This window comes from Streptomyces sp. NPDC004752 (assembly GCF_053601275.1).
Genome location: NZ_JBSGBN010000037.1, coordinates 22,031 through 40,571, shown reverse-complemented (window position 1 = coordinate 40,571; position 18,541 = coordinate 22,031). Strand labels below are relative to the sequence as shown.

The following is an 18,541-nucleotide window of genomic DNA, read 5'->3' as shown; positions in this document are numbered from 1 at the left end:
GCAGATCCGCAAATAGCGGTTACCCCTGAGCCAAAAAGAAACCGCCGGCAGGCGTATAGCCCGACGGCGGTTTTCTGTTGCTCTTTTCTCATCGTCGAGGGTTTCCACCTGATTCGGAACCCGCTCAGAAACCCGGGACATGGGGCCAAAGGCAGCCAACCGAGCCGAGATGGGGCCGAGCACCCTCAGCTCATACCTCGCAATGCAGATGGCCACGTTAAAGATGCACAAGCCTCTACCCATAGTAAAAATAGAGCAGGTTGACGCAAAGAATGACTGATTGAGTCGACAAGGAAAGGGATTTCGCTACACTTCAGGTATCGGTCGGCAACCCGAGGTGCACTGAAACGTGAATTTGAAGGTGCTAGCCGATTTCGTCGTGGATCTCCGAGTCTTTCAGGGGCGATCCTTAAGGCGATCCGTTATTACTTGGACGCAGTCCTGTCCCGTCAACTGTCCTGCGACAAGCCGGGGGTACCAAGGGGAATTCAGAGCCCCGCCGCAGGCCCTTCCGGGAGCACCTTTTGATACGCCGACGTCAGCGTAATGAACCTCAACCACCCTCGACTTTTTCAGCAGCCTCGGATGCTATCCAGATTACCATTCGAGAATTGATTGACCTTGTAGGAGTTCTTGAGCATGCCCATACTAAAATCGCCGAGTTGAGCGATTCCGACGACGAGACGATCGCCCGCGCCAGCGGAGTCACGCTCATACCATCACTGTATGCGCGAGCTGGATTGGCCTTGACAAAAGATGGTGATAACATCCCCTTGCTTGTCAGCGAGGTTGGTCTGCTTGAGGCCGCAGTAATTAACCTGGAGTCATATGAAGGGAATGAGGTAGTTCTGGTCGCTGGATACGAACTCCTCGATGTCTTTTCGAATCGAGAGGTGAATTCCGGTCCTCTGCGCCGTATACACGGGATCTTGACCTTTGATGGTGATGCGGGGACGACCAGCGGATCAGTCACTCCTTCCGTGAAATGACGGCCAAGGGCGAAGTCTGCTGAGCGTCGATCCACCTCGTGCTGGCCGGGCTGTGAGTGAGGGAAATGAGAAGAGGCGCCTGATGCCTGTGATGATGGGAGTTCTCACGCTTTCATCAGGCCCGACCAGCAAGGCACCTCGTAAGTAACGGGTGATCAGCTCGTACTCAGGTGCGTCGGCGCGAACATCCGCAGTACCGCGGGGAGCACGACCACCGACGGTCCTGGTGACGTGAGCGCTCGCGCCAGGTCCGCCTCCAGGGTCTCGGGGCTGCTGCGCACCCCGGGGATCCCGAAGGACCCGGCCAGCGCCACATAGTCGGGGCGGGCCAGCTCCGTCGCCGTGGCCTGACCGAACGCATCGGTCATGTACTCGCGCAGGATGCCGTAACCGCCGTCGTCGACGATCAGCCAGGTGACATTCAGACCGTACTGGCGGGCCGTCGCCAACTCGGCGATCGAATAGAGCGCCCCGCCGTCCCCCGACACCGCCAGCACCGGGCGGCCGGGGTCGGCGACGGCCGCACCGAGCGCCGCCGGAAAGCCATAGCCGAGGCCGCCGGCGCCCTGCGCCGAGTGCATGGCGTTCGGGGCCTGGGCGTCGAAGGCCGACCAGGCCCAGTAGGCCAGGATCGTCATGTCCCAGAAGGACGGGGCACCGTCCGGCAGGGCGCGCCGGACCGCGGCCAACACGTCCTGTTCCAGGGTGAGTTCCTGGGCGGCGATGCGGTCGGCGACCTTGGTGAGCAGGGTGCGCACCCGCCGCGGCGCCGAGGGGTCGGTGCGCTCCGTCACCGTCTCCAGCAGCGCCTGTAGGGCCGGCCGGGCGTCCGCGTGGATGCCCAGGGCGGGGTGGTTGGACTCCAGCTTGCCGAGGTCGGCCTCGATCTGGATCACCCGGCCGCGCGGGGTGAACGTGTGGTAGTTGGAGGACAGTTCACCAAGGCCCGAGCCGACCACCAGCAGGACGTCCGCGTCCTCCAGGAAGTCGGTCGTGTGCCGGTCCTCCAGCCAGGACCGGAGGGAGAGCGGATGCTCCCACGGGAACGCGCCCTTGCCGCCGAAGGTCGTCACGACCGGGGCGGCGAGGCGCTCGGCCAGCCGCAGCAGCTTGCCGGCGGCGTCCGCCCGGACCACTCCCCCGCCGGCGATGATCGCCGGGCGGGCGGCGCGCGAGAGCAGGTCGGCGGCCAGGGCGGTCAGTTCGGGGCGCGGGGGCAGCTCGTCCGGGGTGGCGTCCAGCGCGGTCACCACCGGCAGGGCCGTCTCCGCCAGCAGCACGTCCTGCGGGATCTCCACCCACACCGGGCCGTGCGGGGCGGTCAGCGCCGACTTCCAGGCGGCGGCGACGGCGGACGGGATCTGGGACGGGGCGCGGACGGTGTGGACCGACTTCACCACGCCCCGGAACGAGGCCGCCTGGTCGGGGAGTTCATGCAGATAGCCGTGCCGGCCGCCGCCCAGCCCGGCCGTCGGGATCTGGCTGCTGATGGCGAGGACGGGGGCGGAGGCCGCCGCCGCCTCTTGGAGCGCGGCCAGCGAGGTCAGCGCGCCCGGCCCCGTCGACAGCAGCAGCGGCGCGGCCTCGCCGGTGATCCGGCCGTACGCGTCCGCCGCGAAGGCGGCGTTGTTCTCCACCCGCAGCCCCACATAGCGAAGGTCCGAGCGGCGCAGCGCGTCGAACATGCCGAGGGCATGCTGGCCGGGCAGGCCGAAGACGGTCGTCGCGCCCAGCCCGGCCAGGGTCTCCACGACCAGGTCTCCGCCGTTGCGGCCGGGCGGAGGGGCGAGGGCGGCCGCCGTCTGCGCGGGCGTCGGGCGCAGTACCAGGCCGTGGTCGTGCGTCACTGGGGCTCGGTCTCCTAACAAGGGGGCGGGCGGGGGAAGTTACGCGGTGCGGTCCGCCGCGATCCGGCGGGTCATCAGGGTGGTCAGCTCGTATGCCGTGTGGGAGGCGGCCACAGCAGTGATCTCGGCGTGGTCGTACGCGGGCGCCACCTCGACGACATCCGCCGACACCAGGTTGCAGGACGCCAGGCCGCGCAGGATCTCCAGCAGCTCGCGGGAGGTCATGCCACCCGCCTCGGGGGTGCCGGTGCCGGGCGCGTGCGCCGGGTCGAGGCAGTCGATGTCGATGGAGATGTACAGCGGCCGGGCGCCGATGCGCTGGCGCAGCTGGTCGGCGATCTCGTCGGCGCCGCGCCGGTAGACGTCGGCGGAGGTGACGATGCCGAAGCCCAGCTTCTCGTCGTCGCTGAGGTCCTGCTTGCCGTAGAGCGGGCCGCGGGTGCCGACGTGGGAGAGGGCGGAGGTGTCGAGGATGCCCTCCTCGACCGCGCGGCGGAACGGGGTGCCGTGCGTGTACTCGGCGCCGAAATAGGTGTCCCAGGTGTCGAGGTGGGCGTCGAAGTGGAGCAGCGCCACCGGGCCGTGCTTCTTCGCGACCGCGCGCAGCAGGGGCAGCGCGATGGTGTGGTCGCCGCCGAGGGTCATCAGCCGCGCGCCGGTGCCGAGCAGATCGTCGGCCGCCGCCTCGACGGTCTCCACGGCCTCGTTGATGTGGAACGGGTTCACGGCGATGTCGCCGGCGTCCGCGACCTGGGCGAGCGCGAAGGGGGAGGCGTCCTGCGCCGGGTTGTAGGGGCGCAGCAGCCGGGACGCCTCACGGATGGCGTTGCCGCCGAAGCGGGCACCCGGCCGGTACGAGACGCCGGTGTCGAACGGCACGCCGACGACGGCGACGTCGGCGGTGCCGACCTCGTCGAGGCGGGGCAGCCGGGCGAAGGTCGCGGGGCCGGCGTACCGCGGGACGCGGGAGGAGTCGACGGGACCGCGGGGCGTTTCGCTGCCGCTCATGGTGAAATGCCTTCTTTCCTGCGCTTCTTCGCGCATGTACTGCTTTCCCTGACCGTCCCGGGCTTCCCGGGATTTCTCGGGCTTTCCCGGCTTTCCCGGGCTTTCCCGGTGGCTCTACTGGTGGTTCTACTGGTGGGCCGGGACGGGTTCGGAGGCGCGTTCGGACGCGAGTTCGGAGGAGAGTTCGGGGGACCGTCCGGCGAGGCGCTCACGCCACGCGGCGAGGACGGCGGCGTCGGTCGGCCGCGTCAGCAGGGAGACGACGACGTAGGCGACCAGGGAGGACAACAGGCCGTAGTAGACGGGTTCGTTGGCGAGGATGCCGAAGGAGGCCATCAGACCGATGACGGCGAGGCCGCCGACGATCACCGAGGCTAGGGCGCCCTGGGCGGTGCCGCGCTTCCACAGCAGCCCGCCGAGGATCGGGACGAGCAGCCCGCCGACGAGCAGGTTGTAGGCGACGGTCAGGGCCTGGACGACGTCGTTGAGCGCGATGGCCGTGGCGATCGAGGCGACGCCCATGATCAGGATGAACGCACGGTTGCCCTTGACCTCGTCGTGTACTTCCGCTGATTCCGCTGATTCCGAGTGCGGGCGCACCACGCCGCGCAGCCGGGACCAGATGTCGTTGTTGGCGACGGTGGCGCAGGCGATCAGCGCGCCGGACGAGGTGGACATCACGGCGGCCAGGGCGGCGGCCAGCACCAGCCCGCGCACACCGATCGGGAGTTCGTCCTTGACGATCGTCGCGAACGCGTCGTCCGGGCTGCCCAGCTTGGGATAGAGCACCTTGGCCGCCGTGCCGATGACGGCGCCCGCGAGGGCGTAGACGAGACAGTAGGTGCCCGCGACGGTGCCGCCCCACTTGGCGGTCCGGTCGTTGCGGGCGGTGAAGACGCGCTGCCAGATGTCCTGACCGATGAGCATGCCGAAGGTGTAGATCAGGACGTAGGTGAAGATCGTCTCGCCGCCGATGCCCAGCGGGTCGAAGTAGTCGGTGGGCAGCTTGGCCTTCATCTCGGAGAAGCCGCCCGCCTTGACGACGGCGATGGGCAGCAGGAGCAGCAGCACGCCGAATGTCTTCACGACGAACTGCACCATGTCCGTCAGTGTGATGGACCACATGCCGCCGAGCGTGGAGTACGCGATGACGATCGAGCCGCCGAGGACGATCGCGACGGTGCGGTTGAGGTCGAAGAGGACGTCGAAGATCGTGGCGTAGGCGATGGTCGAGGTCACCACGAGCATCAGGGTGTACGCCCACATCACCAGGCCGGAGATGAGGCCCGCCCGGCCGCCGTAGCGCAGGTCCAGCATCTCGGAGACGGTGTAGACCTTCAGGCGGGCGATGCGGGCGGAGAAGAAGACGCTCAGCGCGAGCAGGCCGAGGCCGATGGCGAAGACCATCCAGGCGCCGGACAGGCCGTACTGGTAGCCGAGGCCCACACCGCCGATGGTGGAGGCGCCGCCGAGGACGATCGCCGCCATGGTGCCGGAGTACATCGCGGGTCCGAGGCGGCGGCCGGCCACCAGGAATTCGCTCTTCGACTTGGCGCGGCGCATGCCCCACCAGCCCATGGCCAGCATGCCGGCGAGATAGACGACGATCACGGTGTAGTCGACGGCCATGTGGGGCCCTCCTTCGCGCACGGTCGGTGGCGTGTCGTGCTAAGACTCGTGGGTGTCCCGGAAGGGGATTTCCGGGAGCGGGGACGCCGACAGCGGATCACGGGGACAAACGCCCGTACCCGCGGCTGCCGGTCCGGACTGACACTAGGTGGCCGGAAAGCGACTGCGAAGTGTACGTTTCATCCATTCGAGCGAGTGGGGATGGAGGGAACGCACACGATGATGCCGGACACGTCCGCGCCGGCCGTCCCGCCCACCCCACCGGTTCCGCTGTCGGCGCTGCTGGCCCGGGAGGACCTGGCCCTGCGGCAGATCGCGGGCCCGTCGGGGCCCGGGGTGGTCATCCACTGGGCGCAGACCTCGGAGATGTCGGACCCCTACCCGTATCTGCTGGGCGGCGAGCTGCTGCTGACCGCGGGCGTGCACTTCCCGGAGGCGGCGGGCTCGGACGGGGGTGCCCCCGGCCGAGCGAAGCCGAGACCGGGGGACAGTTCCGGCGACGCTTTCGACGTCGGCTCCGGCGACGCTTTCGACGGCTACTTCGACGACTACGTCGCCCGGATCGTGGCGGCGGGCGGCGCGGCGCTCGGCTTCGGTGTCGCCCCGGTGCACGACACGGTCCCGCGGGCCCTGGTCGCGGCCTGCGAGGCGCACCGACTGCCGCTCGTGGAGGTCCCGCCGCTGACGCCGTTCGCGGGCGTGGCCCAGGCGGTCTGGCAGCTGGTGGCCCAGGCCCGGCTGGCCGAGCTGCGCCGGGTCACGGAGGCCCAGCAGGGCCTCGCGTCCGCCGCGTCCCGCCCCGACCCGGTGCCCGCGGTGCTGCGCCAGCTGGCCCAGCGGCTGGGCGGCCGGGCGGCCCTGTACGGACCCGACGGCACGGAGATCGCCGCCGCGGGCCGGGCCCCCGACGACGACGTACGCACGGCCCTGGACCAGCTGACCCGGGTGGTACGGCCCGTCACGGACAGTCCCCGCCCCGCCCCGGTCCCGCCGCACCGAACCCCGGCCCCTAGGTCCCGGACAACCGGGCCGAGCCACCCGGACCCGGACCCCATGGACCCGACACCCATGGACCCGACACCCACAGGGCGGGCACCCATAGGCCTGGACGCCACCGGCCCGGCATCCATGGGCCCGGCGCCCACCGGCCAGGCGCCCGCGACGCGGGCGGATTCTTCGGACACCCCCGCTCAGGCCGCGGACCCGGGCCGCGCCCACTCCGGTAGCCGCGCGAACTCCGGTAGCCGCACCTACCCGCCCACCGCCGGCTCCGGCCCCACCGCCGGCCGTACCGGACCGGCCGCGCCGCCCACCCCCGTGGGGTCCACCCCCGCGCCGCCCACTCCCGTGCGGCCCGGACCGGCCGCCCGGTCCGGGCCCTCCTCCGCGACCGATGCGCTGGGTGGTACGCATCTCGCCGCCTACGCTCTGGGCAACGGGCAGGGGTTCGTGCTCGGGGTGGCGGTGCCGCGGCGGGAGACCGGCGATCACACCATCTCCTCCGTGGCCGCCGTCCTGTTGTCGCTGCTCACCGGGGAGCATCACAGCGGTGCCGGGGCGGCGCGCTCCTCGGCGCTGGTCCGGCTGCTGCTCGGCGCGGCGCCGGACGACGTGGCACCGCTGCTCGGCGACGGGCGGTGGGTCGTCGTGCACGCCCGCCCGCAGGCCCAGGTGCCGGACGCGGTCGCCGGCTCCGCGTTGGGCGCGGCACTGGGCTCGGCGCTGGTCGACGTCGACCGTGACGTCGTACGGGTGCTGGTGCCCGCCGACCGCGAACCCGCACCGCAACCCGGCTGGACCCTCGGCGTCAGCGCCCCGGCCGCCCCGCACGAGTGGCCGTCCGCCGACGCCCAGGCGGCCCGCGCCCTGACCCGCGCCCGCATCGCCCGTACCGCGCTGGTCCGCCACGGCGGCCGGCCCGGACTGGACGGGCTGGTCCCGGCGGACGAGGCGGAGGGGTTCGCCCGCGCGCTGCTCGCGCCACTCGCCGGCCGGCCCGCCCTCGCCGACACCCTGCGCACCTGGCTTTCCCAGCACGGCAGTTGGGACCGTACCGCGGTCGCGCTGGCCGTGCACCGCAACACCGTGCGGCAGCGGATCGGCCGGTGCGCGGCGCTGCTCGGCGCGGATCTCGACGATCCCGATGTCCGCATGGAGCTGTGGTTCGCGCTGCGACACCAGTGAGTGGCCCGCGTCCCAGGGTGCGATACGCCAGGGGAATCGCACCGCCCGCTGCCCCACAATGGGAGGCATGCCGATACCCGGGACACCCAGCCGCGCCGAGCTACTCGACCACCTAGTGAGCACCCGTATCGCGGGCGATGTCGCCACCCCCCGCGAGAACAACCTCTCCCACTACCGCAAGCTGGCCAACGGCGACCGCGGTTACTGGCTCGGGCTGGAGCTCGGGGACCGCTGGCAGGACGAGCAGGACGTGCTCGCGGTGATGGCGGAGCGGGTCGGCGTCAACGACGACCCCGAGTACCGGTACGGACAGGACACCATCGACCCCGGGCTGACGGTCGACGCCCTGGACCGGCTGGCCCTGCGGCTGCGCAAGGCGGCCGACGGAGGGCAGCGGGTGCTGTTCGCCACCGGCCACCCCGGCGGTCTGCTCGACGTGCACCGGGCCACGGCCGCCGCGCTGCGCGCCGCCGGCTGCGAGGTCGTGGTCATCCCGGACGGGCTGCAGACGGACGAGGGGTACGTCATGCAGTTCGCGGACGTGGCCGTCCTGGAGCACACCGCCACCCTGTGGCACACCCACTCCGGTGAGCCGATGCGGGCCATTCTGACGGGACTTGAGCGCGCGGGCCGCCCGCTGCCCGATCTGGTCGTCGCCGACCACGGCTGGGCCGGTTACGCCGCGCAGCACGGCCTCGACTCCGTCGGGTACGCCGACTGCAACGACCCGGCGCTGTTCCTCGCCGAGTCGGAGGGCACGCTCCAGGTGGCGGTGCCGCTCGACGACCACGTCCTCAGCCCGCGCTACTACGACCCGATGACGGCCTATCTGCTGGCGGAAGCGGGCCTGGCCCAAGGGGACTGACGGACCGACGGACGTCACTTCAACCGACTTCGGACGCCTGACTCCAGACGCCGCGATGTGCGGCCCCGGCGAGGGAGCCGCACATCGCGCTCTGTTTCCGTGATCGGTCAGTGTCCGCCGCCGCCACCACCGTGACCGCCGCCGCCACCGTGACCGCCGCCACCATGGCCGCCGCCACCGTGACCGCCACCACCATGGCCGCCGCCACCATGGCCGCCACCACCGTGACCGCCACCACCGTGACCGCCGCCACCGTGACCGCCACCACCGTGACCGCCACCACCATGGCCGCCGCCACCGTGACCGCCACCACCATGGCCGCCGCCACCGTGACCGCCACCGCCGTGACCGCCACCACCATGGCCGCCGCCACCGTCGTTGCTGTGGAATCCGCTGGAGTAACCGGAGTCGACGTGCGACGTGGCCGCCGAAGCGGTGTTTGCTGCGCCGATCGCGGCCCCACCGGCCATCAGGATGCCGGCAGCGGACACCGCGAGGAGACGCCTCGCGCGCTGTGCTCGCATGGGATTGCCTTTCCTTCCATCGTTCTCGCGCGCCTCTCGACAGGGGGCGGGCGAGTGGATGGCCGCAGCCGCAGAGGAAAGCAGGTGCGGCGCGGTCTCTGGCTTCACCGCTCAGATATGAAGAGCACGTCTCGGCACCGATGCCGCCGGGTCGGACCACGCGATACGCGTGGGCGAGATCAACGACCGGAGTTCCTCGTCTCGGGAACTTCAACGGCACGGGGCGTGCCCCGTTTTGCGGCTCGTCACTCAGCCTAGTCCGGCCCTATGGGATCGGCACCTCGGGCAGGACATCAAAACCTTTGACACCGACGCGGGCCTCACAGCCGGGGGTTTGAAAGACCGCACTGCCGCCGAAGTTCAGGGAATGCCCTGCTCGGTCCACTCCAGGTCGAGCGGACCAGGCAGACCGAGCGGATCGGGCGGATCGGGCAGGCACCGAAGTTCCTTACTCATGAGCCAGGTTGTAGTCGGCGCTCATTTCGTGGACCTGCCGGTCCCTTAAAGGCTCATGTCCTTTACAGGCCCATGTCCTTGGCAATGATCGTCTTCATGATCTCGCTGGTGCCGCCGTAGATGCGGTTGACGCGGTTGTCCGCGTAGAGGCGGGCGATCGGGTACTCGTTCATATAGCCGTAGCCGCCGTGCAACTGGAGGCAGCGGTCGATGACGCGGTGCGCGACCTCGGTGCAGAACAGCTTGGCGCTCGCGGCCTCGGCCGGGGTCAGCTCACCCGCGTCCAGGGCCTGAAGGGCGCGGTCGGCGACCGCCTCGGCGGCGTCCACCTCGGCCTGGCAGGCGGCCAGCTCGAACTTGGTGTTCTGGAAGTGGGCGACCGGCTTGCCGAAGACGGTGCGCTCCTGGACGTAACTCTTGGCGAACCGGACGGCGGCCTTGGCCTGCGCGTAGGCGCCGAAGGCGATGCCCCAGCGCTCGGAGGGCAGGTTGGCGCCCAGGTAGTGAAAGCCCTTGTTCTCCTCGCCGAGCAGATCCCCGACCGGAACCTTGACGTCGACGAACGCCAGCTCGGCGGTGTCGGAGGTCTTCAGGCCCAGCTTGTCCAGCTTGCGGCCTATGGCGTACCCCTCGGACTTGGTGTCGACGGCGAAGAGGGAGATACCGAAGCGGCGGTCATCGGCGCTGGGTGCGGCGGTGCGGGCGCAGACGATGACACGGTCGGCGTGGACGCCGCCGGTGATGAAGGTCTTGGCGCCGTTGAGGACGTAGTGCGTGCCGTCCTCGGCGAGCCTGGCGGTGGTCTTCATGCCCGCGAGGTCGGAGCCGGTGCCCGGCTCGGTCATCGCGATGGCCCACATCTCCTCGGCGGAGACGAACTTCGGGAGGTAGCGCTTCTTCTGTTCGTCGGTGGCGAGCATCTTGAGGTACGGCAGGGCGAGCAGCACATGCACACCGGAGCCGCCGAAGTTCACGCCCGCGCGGGCCGTCTCCTCGTACTGGACCGCCTCGAACTTGTGCGTCTCGAAGCCGGCGCCGCCGAACTCCTCCGGGACGTTGATACCGAAGAGGCCCAGTTCGGCGAGCTTGTAGTAGAACTCGCGCGGTGCCTGGCCGGCGGCGAACCACTCGTCGTACACCGGCACGACCTCGGCCTCGATGAAGGCGCGAAGGGTCTCCCGGAACGCCTCGTGATCCTCGTTGAACACCGTACGGCGCACGCGCCACCTCCACGGACCTCGGCACATCTAAGCGCTTGCTCAGAAGTCACGGTACCGGCGAGTGCGGAACCCGTCCAGGGCGTTCCCGGGGTAACCCTCATCACGCCCGACCACCACTCCCGCGCCGGGCCACCGCTCCCCCGCCGGGCGCCGGGCGCCGCCGGTCCGGCCGACATCGCGGCCCGCCCGACCCACACCCACCCCAGCCGGTCCGCACCGACCCCGCTCAGTCCACCCCCGCCGCCCTGGCCGCCCCCGCCGCCGCGAACGCCCCCCGGGCCATGCGGTGCAGCAGGGCCGCCGTCGTCGCGCGGCCCGGCAGGGAACCCGGTCGGCCCAGGTGCGGGGTCGAGTTCAGCAGGCCGAAGACCGAGTGCACCGCGGAACGCGCGGCCGACTCGGCCAGCCGCGGATACGCCTCGCACAGCACCTCGACCCACAGCTCCACGTACTGCCGCTGGAGCTGGCGCACCAGTTTGCGGTCGCTGTCCCGGAGGCGGTCCAGCTCACGGTCGTGCAGGGTGATCAGGGGACGGTCGTCGAGGGCGAAGTCGATATGGCCCTCGATGAGGGAGTCGAGGACCGCCATGGGGTCGGCCGTCCCGTCGGTCTCCGCCAGGCGCCGCTTCGCCCCGGTCAGCAGCTGCCCGCTGATCCCGACCAGCAGCTCCGCGAGCATCGCGTCCTTGCCCGCGAAGTGCCGGTAGAGACCGGGGCCGCTGATGCCGACCGCGGCCCCTATCTCGTCGACACCGACGCCGTGGAAGCCGCGCTCGGCGAACAGCCGGGCGGCCTCCTTGAGGATCTGCTCGCGGCGGCCCGGGGCGCCGATTCTGGTGACCATGGGTGCAATTCTAGACAGCGGGGTTAGCGCTCGTTAACCTGAGAGAAATGGTTAACGCTCATTAACAGTCGCCACTGGGTGAGGGGACCGCAGGATGCTGGAGGCACCGGAGCTGACGAGCGATGGGGGTCCCCCCGCGCGCGTCCTGTCGAGCGTCGGGGAAGACCCCGCGTCGGCGGCCTGGCGGGCCAACGAGGAGGCGCACCGCGCGCTCGCCGAGGAGCTGCGCGGCAAGCTGGCCGCGGCCCGGCTCGGCGGCGGCGAGCGGGCCCGCGCCCGGCACACCGCGCGCGGCAAGCTGCTGCCGCGGGACCGGGTGGACACGCTGCTGGACCCCGGGTCGCCGTTCCTGGAGCTGGCCCCGCTCGCGGCAGACGGGATGTACGACGGGCAGGCCCCGGCGGCCGGGGTGATCGCCGGGATCGGCCGGGTCAGCGGCCGGGACTGCGTGATCGTCGCCAACGACGCCACCGTCAAGGGCGGTACGTACTACCCGATGACGGTGAAGAAGCACCTGCGGGCCCAGGAGATCGCCCTGGAGAACCGGCTCCCGTGCCTCTACCTCGTCGATTCCGGCGGTGCCTTCCTGCCGATGCAGGACGAGGTGTTCCCGGACCGCGAGCACTTCGGCCGGATCTTCTACAACCAGGCACGCATGTCGGGCGCCGGCATCCCGCAGATCGCGGCCGTCCTCGGGTCCTGCACCGCGGGCGGCGCCTACGTCCCGGCGATGAGCGACGAGGCCGTGATCGTCCGCGGCCAGGGGACCATCTTCCTGGGCGGCCCGCCGCTGGTGAAGGCCGCCACCGGCGAGGTCGTCAGCGCGGAGGAACTGGGCGGCGGCGAGGTCCACGCGCGTGTGTCCGGCGTCACCGACCACCTCGCGGAGAACGACGCGCACGCGCTGCGGATCGTCCGCGGCATCGTCGCCACGCTCCCCGCGCGCGGGCCCCTGCCCTGGGAGGTGCGGCCGGCCGTCGAGCCGACGGTGGATCCGTACGGGCTCTACGGCGCGGTGCCGGTCGACCCGCGCACCCCCTACGACGTCCGCGAGATCATCGCGCGCGTGGTCGACGGCTCACGGTTCGCCGAGTTCAAGGCGGAGTTCGGGCAGACCCTGGTCACCGGCTTCGCCCGGGTCCACGGCCATCCGGTCGGGATCATCGCCAACAACGGCATCCTGTTCTCCGAGTCGGCCCAGAAGGGCGCGCACTTCATCGAGCTGTGCGACCAGCGCGGGATTCCGCTGGTGTTCCTCCAGAACATCTCCGGCTTCATGGTCGGCAAGGACTACGAGGCCGGGGGCATCGCCAAGCACGGCGCCAAGATGGTCACCGCCGTCGCGTGCACGCGCGTGCCCAAGCTGACCGTGGTCGTCGGCGGTTCGTACGGCGCCGGGAACTACTCCATGTGCGGCCGGGCCTATTCCCCCCGCTTCCTGTGGATGTGGCCGGGCGCCAAGATCTCCGTCATGGGCGGGGAGCAGGCCGCCTCCGTCCTCGCCACCGTCAAGCGGGACCAGTTGGAGGCCCGGGGCGAGTCCTGGCCGACCGAGGCGGAGGATGCCTTCAAGGCCCCGATCCGGCAGCAGTACGAGCGCCAGGGCAACGCCTACTACGCCACCGCCCGCCTCTGGGACGACGGCGTGATCGACCCGTTGGAGACCCGGCAGGTGCTGGGCCTGGCCCTGACCGCCTGCGCGAACGCCCCGCTGGGCGAACCGCGGTTCGGCGTCTTCCGGATGTGAGGGGACCGAAGACGATGTTCGAGACAGTCCTGGTGGCCAATCGCGGCGAGATCGCGGTGCGCGTCATGCGCACGCTGCGCGCACTGGGCGTGCGCTCGGTGGCCGTGTTCTCCGACGCGGACGCCGACGCCCGGCATGTACGCGAGGCCGACACGGCGGTGCGGCTCGGTCCGGCGTCCGCGGCCGAGAGCTATCTGTCGGTGGAGCGGCTCCTTGAGGCCGCCGCCTGCACCGGCGCGCAGGCCGTCCACCCCGGGTACGGCTTCCTCGCCGAGAACGCGGACTTCGCGCGTGCCTGCGCCGAGGCGGGGCTGGTGTTCATCGGCCCGCCGGCCGACGCCATCGCCCTCATGGGGGACAAGATCCGCGCCAAGGAGACGGTGCGGGCGGCCGGGGTGCCGGTCGTCCCCGGTTCCAGCGGGAGCGGTCTGTCCGACGCCCGGCTCGCCGAGGCCGCCCGGGAGATCGGGCTGCCGGTGCTGCTGAAGCCCTCGGCGGGCGGCGGCGGCAAGGGGATGCGCCTGGTGCGGGAGGCGTCCACGCTGGAGGACGAGATCGCCGCGGCCCGGCGCGAGGCCCGCGCGGCCTTCGGCGACGACACACTTCTGGTGGAGCGCTGGATCGAGCGGCCCCGGCACATCGAGATCCAGGTCCTGGCCGACGCGTACGGCACCGTCGTGCACCTCGGCGAGCGCGAGTGCTCGCTGCAACGCCGGCACCAGAAGGTCGTCGAGGAGGCGCCGAGCGTGCTCCTCGACGAGGAGACCCGGGCGGCGATGGGCGCGGCGGCCGTGCGGGCGGCCCGCTCCTGCGGCTACCGGGGCGCGGGCACGGTGGAGTTCATCGTGCCGGGCGGCGACCCCTCGTCGTACCACTTCATGGAGATGAACACCCGGCTCCAGGTGGAGCATCCGGTCACCGAGCTGGTCACCGGGCTCGATCTGGTGGAGTGGCAGCTGCGGGTCGCGGCGGGCGAACGGCTGCCGTACGCGCAGCAGGAGATCCGGCTGACCGGGCACGCGATCGAGGCCCGGGTGTGCGCGGAGGACCCCGCGCGCGGGTTCCTGCCGTCGGGCGGCACGGTGCTGCGGCTGCGCGAGCCGCGGGGCGACGGAGTACGCACCGACTCGGGGCTCAGCGAGGGCACCGAGGTCGGCAGCCGGTACGACCCGATGCTGTCCAAGGTGATCGCGTACGGTCCGGACCGGGGGACGGCGCTGCGTCGGCTCCGCGCGGCCCTGGCCCGGACGGTCACGCTGGGCGTGCCGACCAACGCCGGTTTCCTGCGCCGGCTGCTGGCCCATCCGGCGGTCGTGGCGGGCGAGTTGGACACGGGGCTGGTCGAGCGGGTGGTGGCCGACCTGGTCCCGACGGACGTACCGGAGGAGGTGTACGAGGCGGCAGCGGCCGTCCGACTCGACGGGCTGCGGCCCGTCGGTGACGGCTGGACCGACCCCTTCTCGGTGCCCAACGGCTGGCGGCTCGGCGGGGTGCCCAAGCCGGTCTCCTTCGCCCTGCGCGTGACCGATCCCGTGGAGTACACCCCGCGTGGCACCCACACCGTCACCGACGACCGGGTGTCCGTGACTCTGGACGGCGTCCGCCACACCTTCGAGAGGGCGGGCGACTGGCTGGGCCGCGACGGTGACGCCTGGCTGGTGCGGGATCACGATCCGGTGGCCGCGTCGATCGGCCGGGCCGGGCTCACGGGCGCCGACTCGCTCACCGCGCCGATGCCCGGCACGGTCACCGTCGTGAAGGTCGCCGTCGGCGACGAGGTGACCGCGGGCCAGAGCCTGCTGGTGGTGGAGGCGATGAAGATGGAGCACGTCGTCTCGGCCCCGCACGCGGGCACGGTCACCGAACTGGACGTACGGCCCGGCGGCACCGTTGCCATGGACCAGGTGCTGGCCGTCGTCGCACCGCATGAGGAGGCGGCGCAATGACCGCACCGGAACTGCCGATGGTCGTACCCGCGCAGGATCTGCCCGAGCGGGTGCGGATCCACGAGGTCGGCCCGCGCGACGGGCTGCAGAACGAGAAGTCGGCCGTGCCGACCGAGGTCAAGGCGGAGTTCATCCACCGGCTGGCCGACGCGGGCCTGACCACCGTCGAGGCGACGAGCTTCGTGCACCCCAAGTGGGTGCCCCAACTGGCCGACGCGGAGCAGTTGTTCCCGCTGCTCGGCGATCTGCCGGGGGTCGCGCTCCCGGTGCTCGTGCCCAACCGGCGTGGTCTGGACCGGGCGTTGGCGCTCGGCGCCCGCCGGATCGCGGTGTTCGCCAGCGCCACCGAGTCCTTCGCGAAGGCCAACCTCAACCGCACGCTGGACGAGTCGCTCGCCCTGTTCGACCCGGTCGTGCGGCACGCGCTGGACCAGGGCATGCAGGTGCGCGGCTATGTCTCCATGTGCTTCGGCGACCCGTGGGAGGGCGCGGTCCCCCTCCACCAGGTCGTGCGGGTGTGCCGGGCGCTGGTGGACATGGGCTGCGACGAGCTGAGCCTGGGCGACACGATCGGCGTCGCGACCCCGGGCCATGTCCTGGAACTCCTCGCCGCGCTCAACGAGGAGGGGCTGCCGACGAACGTCCTCGGCGTGCACTTCCACGACACCTACGGCCAGGCGCTCGCCAACACCTACGCGGCGCTGGAGCACGGCGTCACGACGGTCGACGCCTCGGCCGGCGGCCTGGGCGGCTGTCCGTACGCCAAGTCCGCCACCGGGAACCTCGCCACCGAGGACCTGGTGTGGATGCTCCAGGGCCTCGGCATCGAGACCGGGGTCGATCTGGGCCGTCTCACCGCCACGAGCGTGTGGATGGCCGAACAGCTGGGCCGACCGAGCCCGTCCCGCACCGTCCGCGCCCTCTCCCACAAGGACCAGTGATCAGCATGGACCACCGTCTCAGCCCCGAGCTGGAGGAACTCCGCCGCACGGTGGAGGAGTTCGCGCACGACGTGGTGGCGCCGAAGATCGGCGACTACTACGAGCGGCACGAGTTCCCGTACGACATCGTCCGCGAGATGGGCCGCATGGGCCTGTTCGGGCTGCCGTTCCCGGAGGAGTACGGCGGCATGGGCGGCGACTATCTGGCGCTTGGCCTGGCCCTGGAGGAGCTGGCCCGGGTCGACTCGTCCGTGGCCATCACGCTGGAGGCCGGGGTCTCGCTGGGCGCGATGCCGGTCCATCTGTTCGGCACCGAGGAGCAGAAGCGGGCCTGGCTGCCGCGGCTGTGCGCGGGCGAGACCCTGGGCGCGTTCGGGCTCACGGAGCCGGACGGCGGTTCGGACGCGGGCGCGACGCGCACGACGGCCCGGCTCGATGCGGACACCGACGAATGGGTGATCAACGGCTCGAAGTGCTTCATCACCAACTCGGGCACGGACATCACGGGTCTGGTGACGGTCACCGCCGTGACGGGCCGTACCCCGGACGGCAGACCGCTGATCTCCGCGATCATCGTGCCGTCCGGCACCCCGGGCTTCACGGTCGCGGCCCCGTACTCGAAGGTCGGCTGGAACGCCTCGGACACCCGCGAGCTGTCGTTCGCGGACGTCCGGGTCCCGGCGGCCAACCTGCTCGGCGAACAGGGCCGCGGCTATGCGCAGTTCCTGCGGATCCTCGACGAGGGCCGCATCGCCATCGCGGCGCTGGCGACCGGTCTCGCGCAGGGCTGTGTGGACGAGTCGGTGAAGTACGCCAAGGAGCGGCATGCCTTCGGGCGGCCGATCGGCGCCAACCAGGCCATCCAGTTCAAGATCGCCGATATGGAGATGAAGGCCCACACCGCCCGCCTCGCCTGGCGGGACGCGGCCTGCCGGCTGGTGGCGGGCGAGCCGTTCAAGAAGGAGGCGGCGCTGGCCAAGCTGTACTCGTCGACCGTCGCCGTCGACAACGCCCGTGACGCCACCCAGATCCATGGCGGCTACGGCTTCATGAACGAGTATCCGGTGGCCCGGATGTGGCGCGACTCCAAGATCCTGGAGATCGGCGAAGGCACCAGCGAGGTGCAGCGGATGCTGATCGCCCGGGAGTTGGGCCTGGCGGGCTGACCCGATGCCCGGTCGCCGGTGCCGCAGGGCCACCGGGCCGGTACTGCCTCTTGGGGTGACTCTGAGGTTAGGCTAACCTAATCACGACTTCGGTCCAGTGACCCCTCAGACGAAGGCAGAGCACCCCCATGTCGAACGCCAGATCCGCCCGCCTCTCCCGTCGTGGACTGCTCGCAACCGGCGGCGCCCTCGGCCTCGGTGCCGTGCTCGCGGCCTGCGGCGACGACGAGGCGAAAAGCAGCGGCTCCGGCAGCGGGGCGAGCGCCGCGTCCGGCCCCTGGACCTTCAAGGACGACCGCGGACAGACCGTCAAGGCCGACAAGGTCCCGTCGAGCATCGTGGCGTTCGTCGGTGTCGCCGCCGCGCTGTACGACTACGGCATCACGGTCGAGGGCGTCTTCGGTCCCACCACGACCAAGGACGGCAAGGCCGATGTCCAGGCCGGCGACATGGACGTCAGCAAGCTGACCGTACTCGGCAACGAGTGGGGCCAGTTCAACATCGAGAAGTACGCCTCCCTCGCCCCCGACCTGCTCGTCTCCACCATGTTCGACGACGCGGGCACCCTCTGGTACGTCCCGGACGAGTCGAAGAAGAAGATCGAGGCCGTCGGCGCCCCGAGCGTGGGCATCTCGGTCTACGACCGCCAGCTCACCGAGCCGTTGCAGCGCATGCTCGCGCTCGCCGAGTCCCTCGGCGCCGACACCACGTCGAGCAAGGTCACCGCCGCCAAGAAGCGGTTCGAGGAGGCGGCCGCCCGGCTGCGTGCCGCCGCCAAGGCCAAGCCCGACCTCAAGGTGCTGGCCGGTTCCGCGAGCCAGGACCTGTTCTATGTCTCCGGTACCAACCTCTCCATCGACCTGGAGTACTTCAAGGCCCTCGGCGTGAACTTCGTCGAGCCCCCGGAGAAGGCGAAGGCCCAGGGCGGCGGCTGGTACGAGTCGCTCAGCTGGGAGAACGTCGACAAGTACGACGCGGACATCATCATGATGGACAACCGCACCTCGGCCATCCAGCCCGCCGACCTCACCAAGGCCACCTGGCAGAAGCTCCCCGCGGTCAAGGCCGGCCAGGTCATCTCCCGCAACCCCGAGCCGATCCTGTCGTACGACAAGTGCGTCGCCCTGCTCGACGACCTCGCCGAGGCCATCGAGCACGCCAAGAAGGTCAGTTGA

Annotated in this window: 14 protein-coding genes; 8 read left to right on the top strand and 6 right to left on the bottom strand. The window is 70.9% G+C overall.

All coding sequences use genetic code 11. The annotated features are described in order from the left end of the window. Positions 1–611 precede the first annotated feature (611 nt). Complete coding sequence (locus ACWEKM_RS17720; protein ID WP_451622099.1) at positions 612–989, top strand: hypothetical protein; 378 nt, start codon at positions 612–614, stop codon at positions 987–989. Positions 990–1,144: 155 nt separating this feature from the next. Here ACWEKM_RS17720 and ACWEKM_RS17715 read toward each other — a convergent pair whose 3' ends face one another. The 3 genes from ACWEKM_RS17715 to ACWEKM_RS17705 form a co-directional block, all read right to left on the bottom strand. After that, positions 1,145–2,836, bottom strand: a complete 1,692-nt coding sequence (locus ACWEKM_RS17715; RefSeq protein WP_451622098.1) for a thiamine pyrophosphate-binding protein — start codon at positions 2,834–2,836, stop codon at positions 1,145–1,147. Positions 2,837–2,875: 39 nt separating this feature from the next. After that, entirely contained in the window at positions 2,876–3,844 is a 969-nt protein-coding gene (gene speB, locus ACWEKM_RS17710) for an agmatinase (RefSeq protein ID WP_451622097.1), read from the bottom strand. Positions 3,845–3,970: 126 nt separating this feature from the next. Continuing rightward, positions 3,971–5,473 carry a sodium:solute symporter gene (locus tag ACWEKM_RS17705; protein ID WP_451622096.1) on the bottom strand — a complete coding sequence of 501 codons (1,503 nt, stop codon included), beginning with the start codon at positions 5,471–5,473 and terminating at the stop codon, positions 3,971–3,973. Positions 5,474–5,695: 222 nt separating this feature from the next. Here ACWEKM_RS17705 and ACWEKM_RS17700 point away from each other — a divergent pair, with 222 nt between their 5' ends. After that, positions 5,696–7,657 carry a helix-turn-helix domain-containing protein gene (locus ACWEKM_RS17700; protein WP_451622125.1) on the top strand — a complete coding sequence of 654 codons (1,962 nt, stop codon included), beginning with the start codon at positions 5,696–5,698 and terminating at the stop codon, positions 7,655–7,657. A gap of 67 nt (positions 7,658–7,724) precedes the next feature. Then, positions 7,725–8,522, top strand: coding sequence for a phosphatase (locus ACWEKM_RS17695; RefSeq protein WP_451622095.1), 798 nt, complete (start codon positions 7,725–7,727; stop codon positions 8,520–8,522). Between the two features lie 19 nt (positions 8,523–8,541). Here ACWEKM_RS17695 and ACWEKM_RS17690 read toward each other — a convergent pair whose 3' ends face one another. The 3 genes from ACWEKM_RS17690 to ACWEKM_RS17680 all read right to left on the bottom strand — a co-directional run bounded on the left by ACWEKM_RS17690 (position 8,542) and on the right by ACWEKM_RS17680 (position 11,566). Next, entirely contained in the window at positions 8,542–8,895 is a 354-nt protein-coding gene (locus tag ACWEKM_RS17690) for a hypothetical protein (protein WP_451622094.1), read from the bottom strand. Between the two features lie 669 nt (positions 8,896–9,564). Then, positions 9,565–10,722, bottom strand: a complete 1,158-nt coding sequence (locus tag ACWEKM_RS17685) for an acyl-CoA dehydrogenase family protein (protein ID WP_451622093.1) — start codon at positions 10,720–10,722, stop codon at positions 9,565–9,567. A gap of 226 nt (positions 10,723–10,948) precedes the next feature. Continuing rightward, the gene (locus ACWEKM_RS17680) at positions 10,949–11,566 is read right to left on the bottom strand and encodes an SACE_7040 family transcriptional regulator (RefSeq protein WP_451622092.1); all 618 of its coding nucleotides are present in this window, start codon (positions 11,564–11,566) and stop codon (positions 10,949–10,951) included. Positions 11,567–11,660: 94 nt separating this feature from the next. Here ACWEKM_RS17680 and ACWEKM_RS17675 point away from each other — a divergent pair, with 94 nt between their 5' ends. From ACWEKM_RS17675 to ACWEKM_RS17655, 5 genes are all read left to right on the top strand, one after another. Continuing rightward, entirely contained in the window at positions 11,661–13,313 is a 1,653-nt protein-coding gene (locus ACWEKM_RS17675; protein ID WP_451622091.1) for a carboxyl transferase domain-containing protein, read from the top strand. 14 nt (positions 13,314–13,327) lie between these two features. After that, the gene (locus ACWEKM_RS17670) at positions 13,328–15,259 is read left to right on the top strand and encodes an acetyl/propionyl/methylcrotonyl-CoA carboxylase subunit alpha (RefSeq protein WP_451622090.1); all 1,932 of its coding nucleotides are present in this window, start codon (positions 13,328–13,330) and stop codon (positions 15,257–15,259) included. Further along, positions 15,256–16,200, top strand: a complete 945-nt coding sequence (locus tag ACWEKM_RS17665; RefSeq protein ID WP_451622089.1) for a hydroxymethylglutaryl-CoA lyase — start codon at positions 15,256–15,258, stop codon at positions 16,198–16,200. The genes ACWEKM_RS17670 and ACWEKM_RS17665 overlap by 4 nt, the downstream gene beginning before the upstream one ends. A gap of 5 nt (positions 16,201–16,205) precedes the next feature. Further along, positions 16,206–17,366, top strand: coding sequence for an acyl-CoA dehydrogenase family protein (locus ACWEKM_RS17660; RefSeq protein WP_451622088.1), 1,161 nt, complete (start codon positions 16,206–16,208; stop codon positions 17,364–17,366). Between the two features lie 128 nt (positions 17,367–17,494). Beyond that, complete coding sequence (locus tag ACWEKM_RS17655; RefSeq protein ID WP_451622087.1) at positions 17,495–18,541, top strand: ABC transporter substrate-binding protein; 1,047 nt, start codon at positions 17,495–17,497, stop codon at positions 18,539–18,541.

What these genes read in the sequence shown, in the direction of transcription:
- speB (WP_451622097.1), bottom strand. Translation starts at nt 3,844, where the DNA reads ATGAGCGGCAGCGAAACGCCCCGCGGTCCCGTCGACTCCTCCCGCGTC.
- ACWEKM_RS17705 (WP_451622096.1), bottom strand. Translation starts at nt 5,473, where the DNA reads ATGGCCGTCGACTACACCGTGATCGTCGTCTATCTCGCCGGCATGCTG.
- ACWEKM_RS17700 (WP_451622125.1), top strand. Translation starts at nt 5,696, where the DNA reads ATGCCGGACACGTCCGCGCCGGCCGTCCCGCCCACCCCACCGGTTCCG.
- ACWEKM_RS17695 (WP_451622095.1), top strand. Translation starts at nt 7,725, where the DNA reads ATGCCGATACCCGGGACACCCAGCCGCGCCGAGCTACTCGACCACCTA.
- ACWEKM_RS17680 (WP_451622092.1), bottom strand. Translation starts at nt 11,566, where the DNA reads ATGGTCACCAGAATCGGCGCCCCGGGCCGCCGCGAGCAGATCCTCAAG.
- ACWEKM_RS17675 (WP_451622091.1), top strand. Translation starts at nt 11,661, where the DNA reads ATGCTGGAGGCACCGGAGCTGACGAGCGATGGGGGTCCCCCCGCGCGC.
- ACWEKM_RS17670 (WP_451622090.1), top strand. Translation starts at nt 13,328, where the DNA reads ATGTTCGAGACAGTCCTGGTGGCCAATCGCGGCGAGATCGCGGTGCGC.
- ACWEKM_RS17665 (WP_451622089.1), top strand. Translation starts at nt 15,256, where the DNA reads ATGACCGCACCGGAACTGCCGATGGTCGTACCCGCGCAGGATCTGCCC.
- ACWEKM_RS17660 (WP_451622088.1), top strand. Translation starts at nt 16,206, where the DNA reads ATGGACCACCGTCTCAGCCCCGAGCTGGAGGAACTCCGCCGCACGGTG.
- ACWEKM_RS17655 (WP_451622087.1), top strand. Translation starts at nt 17,495, where the DNA reads ATGTCGAACGCCAGATCCGCCCGCCTCTCCCGTCGTGGACTGCTCGCA.